9 protein-coding genes are annotated in these 13,610 nt (G+C 48.3%); all 9 read left to right on the top strand.

The window, feature by feature from the left end:
* Positions 1-169 precede the first annotated feature (169 nt).
* The 9 genes from MH144_RS25595 (at position 170) to MH144_RS25635 (ending at position 13,581) form a co-directional block, all read left to right on the top strand.
* Positions 170-2,443 (top strand): helix-turn-helix domain-containing protein, encoded by a 2,274-nt coding sequence (locus tag MH144_RS25595; RefSeq protein ID WP_239305119.1) that lies wholly within the window; start codon positions 170-172, stop codon positions 2,441-2,443.
* Between the two features lie 422 nt (positions 2,444-2,865).
* Positions 2,866-4,470 (top strand): extracellular solute-binding protein, encoded by a 1,605-nt coding sequence (locus MH144_RS25600; protein ID WP_239305120.1) that lies wholly within the window; start codon positions 2,866-2,868, stop codon positions 4,468-4,470.
* Between the two features lie 117 nt (positions 4,471-4,587).
* Positions 4,588-5,484: an ABC transporter permease gene (locus tag MH144_RS25605; RefSeq protein ID WP_095292991.1), complete on the top strand. Its 897-nt coding sequence runs from the start codon at positions 4,588-4,590 to the stop codon at positions 5,482-5,484.
* Positions 5,485-5,545: 61 nt separating this feature from the next.
* Complete coding sequence (locus tag MH144_RS25610) at positions 5,546-6,418, top strand: carbohydrate ABC transporter permease (RefSeq protein WP_239305121.1); 873 nt, start codon at positions 5,546-5,548, stop codon at positions 6,416-6,418.
* Positions 6,419-6,480: 62 nt separating this feature from the next.
* Positions 6,481-7,440, top strand: a complete 960-nt coding sequence (locus MH144_RS25615; protein WP_239305122.1) for a sugar phosphate isomerase/epimerase family protein — start codon at positions 6,481-6,483, stop codon at positions 7,438-7,440.
* A 96-nt stretch (positions 7,441-7,536) separates the two neighbouring features.
* The gene (locus tag MH144_RS25620; protein ID WP_239305123.1) at positions 7,537-9,288 is read left to right on the top strand and encodes a hypothetical protein; all 1,752 of its coding nucleotides are present in this window, start codon (positions 7,537-7,539) and stop codon (positions 9,286-9,288) included.
* Positions 9,289-9,488: 200 nt separating this feature from the next.
* A complete protein-coding gene (locus MH144_RS25625) occupies positions 9,489-11,222 on the top strand; it encodes a tetratricopeptide repeat protein (RefSeq protein ID WP_239305124.1) in 1,734 nt (577 codons plus the stop codon).
* A 206-nt stretch (positions 11,223-11,428) separates the two neighbouring features.
* Positions 11,429-12,388 carry a thioredoxin-disulfide reductase gene (trxB, locus tag MH144_RS25630; protein WP_239305125.1) on the top strand — a complete coding sequence of 320 codons (960 nt, stop codon included), beginning with the start codon at positions 11,429-11,431 and terminating at the stop codon, positions 12,386-12,388.
* A gap of 161 nt (positions 12,389-12,549) precedes the next feature.
* Entirely contained in the window at positions 12,550-13,581 is a 1,032-nt protein-coding gene (locus MH144_RS25635) for an AI-2E family transporter (RefSeq protein ID WP_275440310.1), read from the top strand.
* Positions 13,582-13,610: the final 29 nt, after the last annotated feature.

Below are 13,610 nucleotides of genomic sequence, written 5' to 3' on the forward strand. Positions count from 1 at the left end.
GCTTGGCTGCCCAGAAGCTTGTGCTATAATAACATCAAATTGTATCTATCGGAGTTAATTGGAGTTCCCCGAAAGCACCATAACCAGAGGCAAGAACGAATGAAAATGTGATAAATAGGAGAACCACAGCTGATGTACATTGGCTCAGTGGAGTGAGGAGTGGGGTCTATTGTCCCGTACTTGGTATTATCGATTACTCTTTTCGTATTTCCCTATTTTTTTTCTTACTGTGACCATACTCATTTTTATTGCTTTCGTGTTCATTAACGATATTTCCAGAGAAGAAACGAGAAAAGCGGATCGTATATCCTCCAGTTATCTGGTAGATAACCTCGATCGTACCATTCGTGATATTGAACTGTCGGTGACGGAGGCCGTACAGAGTGAGCAGGCGTATAAGCTCTACTTCAACAATCCAGGTCAGGCAAGTAAGGAAACGGTCTATACGATTGCGCAGAGTTTGCGTGAACTGACGAATTCCTCTTCATGGATTCAATCCATTTATTTATATGACAAGAAGAATGATAGCGCTTTAACTTCAAGCGGAGCCCGGGAAATAGAAGGCTTTGCAGATCAGAACTGGATTGATCAAATTATGTCGGGTTCCCTTGCTCCCGGGTGGCAGCCCGTCCGAGTATATGATGTGGAATCGGTTCAGCGTACCCCAATCCGGGTGCTCACGGTTAATAAAGACATGCCCTTACCCTTCGGTACCGATGGTGTGCTGGTCATCAATATCAAGATGAGCAGTATTGAGCAGAGTATCGACAGCATGGTGAACGGACAACTTTCCTTCATGACTGTTGTGGACCAGAAGGGTCAGGTTGTATATAACGCCCACTCAGACAGTGAAGGCGCACAGGGAGGACAACCATTAAATACGCTTCATCTCGAAAGGCTTGGTTGGACACTCCACAGCGGTATCAAGGCCGGTAATCTCTTTGGCTGGATATCGGTCATTTCTTATGTATGGGTGTTTATTGCTGCCCTGACTGTTGTCTGTGCCATCATTTATATTGTCTATATTACTCGTCGCAATTATAAGCCTATTCAGATTATCATGAACCGAATTGAGGCCCATCAAATTAGAGCATTGGAGCAATCAGGGTCAAGTGTGGACGAAATGAAGCTGATTGACGGTGTGCTGGAAAATCTGATTAATCACATGATGGATTATGACGAGAAAAGCAGGGAAAATGCACTGCTGCAGCGGAGCAAGCTATTCAACGATCTATTGCATGGTGAGAATCTGGATCGTGCCACTGAACGACTAAAGGCGCTATCACCGTTAACAGATACGGATCAGTCATCACACTTCACGGTTGTACTGGGAGAAATCAATCGATACGAGAAGGGCTTTCAGGAACGATATACGCGAGGCGAGCAGAACACGCTAAAATTTGCCCTGATGAACGTCTTGCAGGAACTAACTCGTAACACGGGGATGCAATGCTGGATGGAGTGGGTAAGTGCGGACCGGATTGCGATCCTTTTCCAGTCCATGGATCCTGGTGAAGATATGACAGACCGAATCTGTACAGTTGCAGAAGAGTTCAGGTCTTGGGTGGAACAGAATCTCCGTATCTCGCTTAGCTTCGGAATCGGGCCGATTGCTAGTGGCATGGTTGCAATTCGTGACTCATATACAGCAGCAGAAGCGGTAATGCAGCGCAAGCTTCTGATGAATGGAGATGTAGTTCTGGCCGGGGCTGGTGAAACCTCTCAACAGTTGCTGGAGACCTACACATATTTGCAGATGATCGCCGATTTTGTGAAGCGATTCCGAATGTCGAGCGGCCAGTGGCGTGACCTGCTTGAGGAGATTTTTACTGCTTTTGAGCACAACATGCTGCCTGATGATGATATTCTCTCGCTTATAGAGGCTATGCTGCAGATGCTTCGCCGCGAAGTAGCCATGATGTCAGAGGAACTGCAGGAGAAATTATCCGAAGATAACTTGAACAAGTGGTTAAAATCAATGGAAGAAGCGGAGACACTTGAGGATGTTAAATCCATGTTGTTTGATGATCTGACCGAACTGTTCCGAACCTATGTATCAGTGACCGAAACCAAGAGTTACAGGGCATTGGTTAATGAGATGAAAACATACATTGAAGAACAGTTTGCGAATCCGGATCTTTCGCTGAAGCATCTGAGTGATCGATTCCAGGTTTCGGGCAAGCATGCAAGTTATTTATTCAAAACAGAGTTTAACATGAAGTTTGTGGACTTCTTGACCGAGCTGCGGATGAAGGAAGTGGAACGACTTCTGGTCAATACGGATCTTTCGTTGCAGGACATTGCTCTGAAAGTAGGGTATGCCAACGGAATTACTCTTGGGCGTGTGTTCAAACGGGTCACTGGGATCACACCAGGTGACTATCGCCGGTTGAAGCGTGAGCATCCCGCAGACAATCATGAAGAGAAAGAGTTGAACAACTGACTACATTAGGACATGTACGGGGCGGATTTCGTGCAGGCGCTCTCCGCCGGGAGAGCATCATGCGGGAATCCGCCCTATTACTATTGATACGGACTGATCCTTCTGGCAGAGTGACATGTTCCCTGTGATGAACACGTATCATTCCAGTTTATTACGCTACTGCGAATATAGGCAGTATGAGAAAATGGTTTATCGTGGTTTGAAGTCAGGCCGGTTGGGCAGTAACAACACTGTGTAGCAATGATGGATTGCACAGGACAAGGAACCGATGAAAATGGTCAGTGTACGAAAATCGTCGCTCGCATAAACCATTATCCTTATGTAAGCGTTTACGAAACGAGTTTGTTGCCAATGTCAGGAGTGTTATGGAATACTCTGGGCAGGATTTAACCATTCACACAAGGGCAAAGGAGATGACACAAATGACAGGAAAAGCAACCAAAGGGAGTCTAAAGAAATGGGTAGGACTTGCGCTTACGATGGTAATGGGGGTTTCCTTGCTGGCCGGCTGTTCATCCGCATCCGAACAAAGTGGAGCAGATGGCAATGCGTCAGGTAATGGCGAGCGTGTCACCTTGAAAGTGGAAGTGTTTGATCGTGGTAACAGTCCTTCACCTTACACCATTACGAACAACTACTTATCGAAACTGGTGCAGGAAAAATTCGGTGACCCGAATAACATTGATGTTCAATTCGTACCAATTCAGCGCTCGGAAGAAGTGACGAAGCTGAATGTTCTCATGGCCAGCAATACCGATGTTCCCGATATTGTTTTTGTATACGACTCAAGTGTGTTCTACCGCTACGCCCAGCAGGGCGGACTGACCGATGTTGGTGAACTGCTGGATCAGTATGGACCGAACCTGAAGAAATTTTTGGGCGAGGATACATTAAAGTTTGGACAGCTGGAAGGACAGCAGTTCGCTGTACCGGGTAAACGTGCCATTACAGGAAGATACAGCTCTTATATTCGTCAGGACTGGCTGGATAAACTGGGATTACCAGTGCCTACAACGACCGATGAACTGTACACTACTTTGAAAGCGTTTAAAGAGAAGGACCCTGGTCAGCTTGGCAGCAAAACCATTCCAATGGGAATGGCGCTGGCTCCGGCTCAATTTGAAACATTGATCTACTCTTTTATTAAACCGGTTAGTGGTGATCTGACATACGCTCAGCGTTTTGAGCTGCCTCTGCATGAGGGCTTCAAGGATGCCATGAAGTTCATGAACAAGCTGTACAACGAAGGCTTAATCAGCAAAGACTTCAGTCTGGATGAGGATAAAACCCAATTGGCCAAGGACGTGCAGAACGGTAACATCGGCTACTGGTCTGAAGACGTTGATGCCATCTTCTATGCAGATGGAACCCTGGACAATCTGCGCAAAAATGTAGAGGGAAGCAACCTGGTTCCGGTCGATGTGTATACCAATGCGAATGTTGACAACAAACATATCAAATCCCGTTACGGATCCAACGGGATGTACATTATGATTCCTAAGAGCAGCAAACGCGCTGTCGAAGCCATTAAATATTTGGACTGGATGGCTTCTGACAATAACCTGAGGGATATCCTTAGTGGGGTTGAAGGTGAGAACTATGAACTGGTTGATGGACTTCCCGTTGTGAAAGAGGATGCTACGCAGGAAGCCAAGGATCGTCTTTTTAATGCAGGGGATATGGCCATCATTTCGAACGGCAAAAATGTGGGTGACCAGGCCATGAATGAAAAAGCTTGGGTCTTGGGATTCCCGCAGAACAATCAGGAGATGTTGAAGCAGTCCATTGATATCGCCAATACGGACACTGTAGGACCGATCATCTTCGATAAGCCAATTGAAGCAGAAATGAAATATGGCACAGCACTCAAAGATAAGCTCAATGTCATTATCGTTAAAACAGCGATGGCGAAACCGGAAGAATTCGAAGCGGTATACGAACGGGAAATGAATGATTACATGTCACTCGGCGGGGAAGCACTGAAGAAAGAACTTGAACAGGCCGTTCAGGAGCTTGCAGCCAAATAAGAAAAGTGATCCTCGCAAGGGGTACAGAGCTTACTAAGAGAGCGGATAACTTTGAAGGGACCTGTGCCGTCACATGAAGGCGGCACAGTTTATCTTCACGGATTGGAGGAGACAGACATGACCCCCTACTTGAAGAGGTATTGGCAATTGTATGCGTTGATTTCCCTGCCCCTTATTTACTTTGTGATTTTCCGATACGGACCGATGTATGGCGTACAGATCGCATTTAAGGATTTTAACCTGTTTCAGGGTATTGGCGGCAGCGAGTGGATTGGCTTTGATGCTTTCCGCGAGGTATTTGGGATGCGAGACTTCTACACCACCCTGCGAAATACCTTTATGCTCAACTTTCTTGATCTGATTGTATCTTTTCCTGCTCCAATTATCCTGGCAATCATGCTCTATGAAATTCGGTTTAAATGGTTTAAAAAGCTGTCGCAGACTATCCTGTATATCCCTCACTTCATTTCATGGGTGATTATCGGGGGAATCGTGTACCAACTGTTTGGCAACCAATCAGGTATGGTAAACGGTGTGCTGGAGAGTATGGGGCTGAACCCCATTCCGTTTCTGACGGAGAAGAATCCGTGGCTTGTAACCTACCTGTTTACCGGTGTCTGGCAAAGTGCCGGGTGGGGAACCATCCTGTATCTGGCTGCCCTGACGGGTGTGAACAAGGAGTTGTTTGAAGCGGCTGAGATTGACGGAGCAACGCGTCTCAAAAAGATCTGGCATATTACTTTGCCGAGCATCAAGCCGACCATTGTAACCCTGCTTATTCTGAATCTGGGGCACATGGTCACGATTGGATTCGATCGTCCTTACATTATCGGGAACACAGCGGTGCGTGAATATTCAGATGTTCTAAGCACCTTCGTATACCGGATGGGTTTGGAATCCGGGCAGTATACACTGGCAACGGTAGTCGGACTGTTCCAGGCCGTCGTGGGTCTTATTTTCGTGCTGGGCTCCAACTACATTTCGAAAAAGGTAACTGGTGAAGGGATTTTGTAGAGGAAAAGAACGTACGTGAGCCACTTATGCTGTAGACCATCAGTAAAGGAGTTGTGCGCATATGAGTGAACGCACCTCAAATCGGATTTTTGATATCGTTAATATCTCCTTTGTAACCCTGTTTGTCGTGTTCTGTCTGGCTCCTTTTCTGCACACGATTGCCATATCGTTTAGCTCCAACCGAGCGATAACATCGGGAGAAGTGACGCTGTTTCCGAAGGAGTTTAATTGGGATGCATACGTCAAGGTGTTCTCTGACCATTCCATGCTCTACTCACTTGGTTACACTGCGCTTTTGACGATTGCGACTACAGTATTGTGCATGCTGTTTACTGTTGCTGCAGCGTACCCGTTGACCAAGAAGAAACTAAAGGGCCGAAAGCTCTTCATGTATGTCATCATCATTACGATGTTCTTCAGTGGCGGGATCATTCCGGAATACTTGCTGATTCGTGATCTTCATTTGCTGAATTCGGTCTGGGCATTGATATTGCCTGGCTTGGTCAGCCCGTTTAACCTGATTCTCCTGATCTCCTTCTTCAATGGCATCCCGGAAAGCCTGGAGGAGTCAGCTGAGATCGATGGAAGCTCACATGTTCATACCTTGTTGAAAATCATTCTTCCACTCTCGCTGCCAGTGATGGCCACCTTGTCTCTCTTCTATGCGGTGGGACGCTGGAACGGATTCCAGGATTCTCTGATGTACATTAATGATCCACAGCTGTATCCGCTGCAGCTCAAGCTGTTCCAAATGGTACAGAACAATATGGTGAGTGAACTGACACAGATGGAGGGTGCAAACCGCGCACCGCTCACACCGGAAAGCCTGAAGGCTGCCACCGTTATATTTGCTACCGTTCCCATCCTGCTTGTCTATCCTTGGCTGCAGAAATATTTCGTTAGTGGTGCCATGCTTGGGGCCGTAAAAGGTTGATTTGAAGCCATATTCATTATATGTGGGGAAGGTTGCAACAGAGAAAGGAAGAGTGAGCTTGTATGCAGCAAAATGACAAGGGTGAGTATTCGTTCTCCACATGCTGGAACATTAAGCGTCACCAGGTGGGTGAGGCCATGATCCAGGAAATTCGCGAGCTTGGCTTCCGCCGTGTTGAACTTAACTACAACGTGACGAAGGAAATGCTGACGTCCATTGAGCCTATGATTGAGCGCGGAGAGATTGGTGTTTCCAGTGTGCATAATACATTCCCTCATGTGCCGGACCCGGATTATGGTACAGATTCGGTACTGCTCGGATTCCAGGACGAAACGAAACGTCAAAAGGCCATCCAACTGCTTGTCGGTTCTGCAGAATACGCCCATCGTTACGGGGCTGAGGCTGTTGTTGTACACCCGGGAGAGGTACCTATCCCGGAGAGTGTCAGCAAGGAGCTTGCACAGCTGTATCACGATGAGGGAAAGGATTCACCTAAGTATCGCAGCAAATGGGAGGAATTTGTTGAACGGCGGCAGGCACTCAGCACCGGTTACGTACAACAGATTATCCGCAGCCTGGATGAAGTCTGCAACCAGGCAGCAGCCAAAGGTCTCCATGTCCGGTTTGGCATCGAAACCCGCTCCAGACCACAACAGATTCCTACGCTGGCAGAAGCCAAAACGATTATTGAGGCTCTGCAAGGGGCTCCCGTTGGCATCTGGTATGATACCGGGCATGCCATCATGATGGATCGCCTGGGTCTCTACGACAGCGTGGGTGAGATGCAAGGGCTGATGGATGATATCGTAGGCGTTCATATCCATGAGACGCTTGGCCTTTCAGATCACTGGTGCCCTTATGTGCATAGTAAAGATATGCATTTCTATGATGCATACCTACCCATGATCCGCCGAGCAAGGGTCAAGGTCTATGAACTGAAATCAGCTTGTACACCGGATGAAATTCACGAGAGTCATGAATTGCTTATGAAGAAAATGGATAAGGCAAGGGAGGGACGATGATGTTGGAAACAGACCGCGCGCTGGAGAGCGCTGCGGCTGTTTCTTTGGCAACCCATCCTAGCCAGGCGCAACTACTCAGTTTGGAGGGAATGGCACATGTACAAGCAACTGGTGGATAGCAATGACAAGGCAGTGGAGCGAGGCTTGTCCCGGCAGGTGCTTGATCCGAATAGCCGATACTACGGTGGAACAATCGATCCCTACACAGGTATCGCCTGGGTCAATCATACGACCGGAACCCCTACGGATATGTGTTACTGGGGGGCAGCGCTTGCCAATCCAGACTCACTCTACTATCGAAATGAAGAGCTGTTAAAACGTCTTCTGCTGGCAACGGAGTTTGTGCTCTGTAACCAGCATGAAGACGGCTCTATATCTCCGGGGTGGACCAACTATCACTCACCGCCAGACACGGCATTTGTCGTGGTGGGGTATGCTCAGTTGTACCAGCTGCTTCAACAGCAGGATTGGGAGAAGCTGCAGCCTGTGCTGGACAACATGCGGTTATTTTTGGAACGAACTGTACCCGTCATGCTTACAGGAGGTTGCCATACGCCGAACCATCGCTGGGTGTTATGCGCGGCTCTTGGTTTCCTGCATCAGCTGTTTGACCTGGAAGAGGCAGTGAAGCGTGCAGAGCAGTGGCTGGCGGAAGGAATGGATATAACTCCAGATGGGGAGTGGACAGAACGCAGCAACGGAATCTATAACGCGGTTAGCGACATTATGCTGATCCATGCAGCTCGCTTGTTGGATCGTCCTGAACTGCTTGAGCCCGTCAGACTTAATCTGCGCATGATGGTGTATCTTGTACATCCTACTGGTGAGATTGTTACGGATTACTCGGGTCGTCAGGATCTGGGCAGTATGCATGACTTGTCCCCTTATTACCTGCCATATGCCATTCTTGCCCGGGTAGACCAGGATCCGCTCTTTGCCAACATGGCGAAATGGGCAGGCGATTCATTAACAGACCCTGGCGTTTGTTCGGTCAATTCGCTCATTCGGTTATTACTGGAACCGGAGCTGCAGAAGATATATGGGGTGGAAGATGAACTGCCCAAGCAGTATGAGATCATGTTGAATGAACATTTTGCGCGTGAGGGTTATTTACAACAAATGGCGTCAGCAGGACATTATGGACGTATCTCTCATAGCCGGATGCATACGGACTTTGGCGCGCCTGTTGCCCGTATAATGGATCATGCGACAAGCATAACCATAATGACGGAAGTGCCGTCTTTCTTCGCTCTTCGTCATGGTTCGGTGCGTCTGCTGGCCGTGCAGCTGGCCTCCTACTTCAATCCAGGCTATGTGCCGATGCAGCACATGGACCGATTGCCCGCAGGATATCGTCTGACGGGTGAGCAGAAGAAAGGCTATTATGCTCCTATTCCTGCAGATCAGCTGCCCGAGACTGTGAAAACTTCCACTAGCCCATGGTATGTGTTACCTCATCAGAACCGAGAACTTACGCATGAACAGATATTCCGCACACGGGCAGAGGTTGTACCAACGGAGAAGGGTTGGAAGCTGGAACTGTCAGGTGACGAGCCGGAGGAGATTATGATGCAGTTGTCCTTCGTATTTGGAGATGAAGGGGAGCTGTCATCTGGCGAGCTGCTAGAGACGAGTGGCGGACATTATCTGTGGAAGGGTGGAACGCTCCGCTATTCTTGCGGAGAAGATTGGATCGAGCTGACGGGAAGCGAGATGGGACATCTTGCAGCAACTGTACGCGAGGCGAAGTTACCGGACCAATGCAAGGTTGTGCTGGTAAACTTCATGACACCGTTCAAAAAGACCATAGACATTACACTGTCACCGACGATGGCAGCGAAGTTGTAGATGGAGAGGGATCTCCATTTTCAAAAGAAAAAGTTCCTATGATATCCAGATGGCATTTCACCCTTCAAGGAGGATGGAGTGGCATCTTTTTTATGTGCAATTTTTGCATAAAGCTCTTGAAACTACATGTTGAGAAGACCGCCGCCAGATGTGGTATACTGGAGAGTATGAATGAAAGCAAAGAGGAGGTGCCTTGGAAGATGAAGGGCAAGCTAGTGCGGGCAGAGGGACACCTTGCCAATATTATACCGATTCACATGGATGCTTCTTTCTTTTTCGAGAGAGCTGTCCGCTCGCTGGACCGTAATCATGTTGACAAGGCATTAAAATATTTTCGTAAAGCTGTTGAATATGAACCGGAAAATCCGGTGAACCATTGCAATATGGCGGGTATATTATCTGAGAAGGGAGATTACGAAGCTTCCAATGCTGTTCTGGCGCATGTGCTAGATGTGGTGGATCCGTCCATGACGGAATGCTACTTCTATATGGCCAACAACTATGCCAATATGGATCGGTTTGAGGAAGCGGAGCAGGCACTTGTTACGTATTTGGAGGAGGATCCCCAGGGGCAATTCATGACGGAAGCCGAAGAGATGATGGAGCTTCTGTATTATGAGCTGGATCGCCCGGCCAAACTGAACCGGATCAAATCCCGTAAAGGTGTGGTTGAGCACGATCAGGCAAGAGAGCTTCTGGAAGAGGGGAAATTTGCTCAGGCAGCCGAACTTCTGGAGGGCATGTCACCCGATTACCCTGACTATTTAGCGGCCCGGAACAATCTTGCTCTGGCCTACTATTATATGGGACTGTTCCCTAAGGCGAGAGAGACGATTGCCGAAGTGCTCGAGCAGGAGCCGGGAAATCTGCATGCCTTGTGTAATCTGGCGATCTTCCACCAGAACGAGAATCGGGCAGACCAAGTGCTATTATTAATTAAAAAACTGCGTGTCATCATGCCTTTCCAAAAGGAGCAGGTGTATAAATTGGCTACCACGATGGGGATTCTTGGGCAGCATGACTCCGCCTATACCCATTTCCGCCGACTCTTGAAGGATGAAGAGACGGCAGCCGATCCGGCGCTTGCTCATTACGCGGCTGTGGCAGCGTACAATACGGAGCGTTACGACGTTGCAGAGCGGCTATGGCGCCATGTGTCCAAGCTTGATCCAGGCTCAGAGGTTTCCAGTTTCTATCTGTCTGGCCTTGATGCCGTTCGGCAGGGGGAGCTTGAGCCGGAGAAGCTCAGCTATCACTACCATCTTCCTTTTGACGAGCAATTCAGACAATGGGAGAACTATGGTAACGGTATACCGGAAGAGATGAAAAATGACCCGCTCATCCGTTCATCGTTCTTCTGGGCTCTGCGCCATGGAGATCGTGCAACCAAGCTTCAGGTCATTAATGCCTTGGCCATGATCGGTGATTATGAGGTGCAGCAAGCCCTGCAATCCTTCGTACAAGAGCCTGATGAAGATCAGGATCTGGTTGCTGCGGCTGAATCTGTGCTGAGCGGACTCCAATTGAAAGAGCAGAATGAGGGTAAGAACCATAATCAACAATCGGTATCCGGAGTAATAGACCGCCCTCTCCCTAAGGTGAAATCAAGCACAGTGCATACCAAGTCAGAAACGACTTCGCACTGGCAAGCCGTTGTGGAACGTGCTCTGCAGATGACAGAAGCTAAAGCGGAGCTGCAGCAGGAGATGGAGCGGATCTGGACCGATTATGTATCCAGAGTGCATCCAGATGGCCCGGGGATCAAGCAAATTGAAGGCTGGGCTGCGGGGCTGGAATATCTCGCGGCCAAAATCCACAGTCGTCCCGTTACCTATCAGAGTATAGCTGAACGATACGGCATATCGGCTTCCACCGTTAGCAAATACGCACGGCAGATTGTTCGGGTGTGCGGAAGCATCCCGCCAACCGTGTAGTATATCCAGGGATACATGTACCATTTCTTGTTGGCCGTATAGATTAGCGACATCATGCACTTGAGGACAGTTTGAGAAAGATCGGAATTTCATGAAGGATACAATTGCCTGCAAAACGGGTAAACTTAACGAATAGGCTTCGTCATATCACTCTAGAAGTTTTCCAGTCAACACACTCTCAACCTTATCAAGGAGGCTGTATCTATATGTCTAAATACAGAACGATAGTGATCGGAACCGGACCTGCAGGTTTGACGGCGGCGATATATCTGGCTCGTGCCAACCTGAACCCTTTGGTCATAGAAGGTCTGCAACCCGGAGGCCAGCTGACAACCACGACAGAGGTTGAAAATTTTCCAGGATTCCCGCAGGGCATTATGGGTCCGGAATTAATGGATAACATGCGGAAGCAAGCGGAGCGTTTTGGAGCGGAATTCAAGAATGGCTGGGTAGAGGAAGTTGACTTCAGCAAGCCGCCATTCAAGGTGAAAGTCGGAGGCATTGGTGAGCTAGAGGCTGAGTCGATTATTATCTCTACCGGTGCTTCTGCCCGCTATCTCGGCATTCCGGGCGAGCAGGAGAATGTGGGGCGCGGCGTAAGTACATGCGCGACATGCGACGGGTTCTTTTTCCGTGGCAAAAAAATCGTTGTTGTGGGTGGCGGTGATTCCGCGATGGAGGAAGCCAGCTTCCTGACCCGTTTCGCAACGGACGTGACACTCGTTCACCGCCGGGATGAATTGCGGGCATCGAAGATCATGCAGGACCGGGCGCGCAGCAACGATAAAGTGAAATGGGCCTTGAACCGGACACCGCTCGAAGTTGTACCTGAGGCACTGGGTGTCAAGGGACTGAAGGTGCGCAATAACGAGACAGGTCAAGAGGAGCTGCTCGAAGCAGACGGCGTTTTTGTAGCGATTGGCCACACGCCTAATACGGGCTTCCTGGGCAATCAGATTGCTCTGGATGACCACGGATATGTTGTGGTGAAGCCAGGAACTACCGAAACGAACATTCCGGGTGTATTCGCCTGCGGTGACGTTCAGGATACGAAATATCGCCAAGCCATCACGGCTGCAGGTTCAGGCTGTATGGCAGCCATGGATTGTGAGAAGTACCTTGAAGGCAGTATTATCCACGATTGGAGCGAAACGCTGGATAAGTAAGCATGACCAAGGTATTGCGCTGCATAAACTATAAATAAGAGACAACGGGAAGTCTCATCACGTGAGAGAAGCCGGGAGGCTTCTCTTTTTTTGAAACCAAATGGGCATGAGATCGTATACATAATGGGCATATTAGCTGCGAGGTGAAGATTTTGGGGGAAATGATTAAAGAGTGGTTAAAAAATGCAACAGTCAGACGCTTTTTGATTCTGCTGTTGTTTTGTTTGGTCCTGTTCAGCATGGGGAGTATGCTGCACATGATCTTGCTGCTATTTCTAGTGACGTATGTCATGAATCGGTTGCAGCAGTTTATTACGGGGAAATTAAATCGGCTATTCCCGATTAATTATAAAATCGTCGTCATACTGCTCTATCTGATCGTAATTGCAGCCATTGTGCTGGGTATATCCAGATATTCACCGAGAATTGTCAATCAGGTCATTCAGTTAACCAATGAGATTATGACATTCTTCGATACCGCCGAGGGGGATAATCTGGCAGCCAAAGTGGCCAGCTTCCTTCAATCATACGACATCAAGAACTATGCAAACGATGCATTGAAGTATATTTTCGCTCTGAGCAAATGGCTCGAGTTTATTCTGCTGGTCATCATACTCAGTCTGTTCTTCCTCTTGCAGAAGCAGGAGATCGTCAAGTTCACATCCAAGTTCAAAACGAGCAAGATCGGTTGGTTCTACAATGAAGTAGCTTATCTTGGGGACAAATTCGTATCGTCTTTTGGTAAAGTGATTGAAGCGCAGCTGCTGATCGCCGTATTCAATACGGCTCTGACCATCCTGGGTCTATGGATACTTGGATTCCCGTATCTATTTGCTCTGACAATTCTCGTATTCCTGCTGAGCCTTGTACCGGTAGCGGGCGTTATTATATCATTGGTGCCTCTGTGTTTGATCGGCTACCAAATGGGCGGAATACAGCTGAGCATTATCGTCATCGTCATGATTGTCATCATTCATGCACTGGAAACGTATTTCCTTAATCCAAAACTGATGGCACATAAGACGAAGCTGCCGATGTTTTACACGTTTATTGTACTGATTCTGTCACAGCATTTCCTGGGAATCTGGGGCCTCATTATCGGTATTCCGATCTTTGTCTTCCTGCTCGATATCCTGGATGTCAACAAAATGGAGAAGACCGAAGAACCAGTACGTGTGGAAACCAAGCTATAACGATCGGGTCGATGACTTGTACTAATGAG

This window comes from Paenibacillus sp. ACRRY, from assembly GCF_022346995.1.
Classification (GTDB): Bacteria; Bacillota; Bacilli; order Paenibacillales; family Paenibacillaceae; genus Paenibacillus.

Excerpts from the sequence above, each read along its gene's own strand:
- MH144_RS25600 (WP_239305120.1), top strand. The coding sequence starts at position 2,866 with ATGACAGGAAAAGCAACCAAAGGGAGTCTAAAGAAATGGGTAGGACTT.
- MH144_RS25605 (WP_095292991.1), top strand. The coding sequence starts at position 4,588 with ATGACCCCCTACTTGAAGAGGTATTGGCAATTGTATGCGTTGATTTCC.
- MH144_RS25610 (WP_239305121.1), top strand. The coding sequence starts at position 5,546 with ATGAGTGAACGCACCTCAAATCGGATTTTTGATATCGTTAATATCTCC.
- MH144_RS25615 (WP_239305122.1), top strand. The coding sequence starts at position 6,481 with ATGCAGCAAAATGACAAGGGTGAGTATTCGTTCTCCACATGCTGGAAC.
- MH144_RS25620 (WP_239305123.1), top strand. The coding sequence starts at position 7,537 with ATGTACAAGCAACTGGTGGATAGCAATGACAAGGCAGTGGAGCGAGGC.
- MH144_RS25625 (WP_239305124.1), top strand. The coding sequence starts at position 9,489 with ATGAAGGGCAAGCTAGTGCGGGCAGAGGGACACCTTGCCAATATTATA.
- trxB (WP_239305125.1), top strand. The coding sequence starts at position 11,429 with ATGTCTAAATACAGAACGATAGTGATCGGAACCGGACCTGCAGGTTTG.
- MH144_RS25635 (WP_275440310.1), top strand. The coding sequence starts at position 12,550 with ATGATTAAAGAGTGGTTAAAAAATGCAACAGTCAGACGCTTTTTGATT.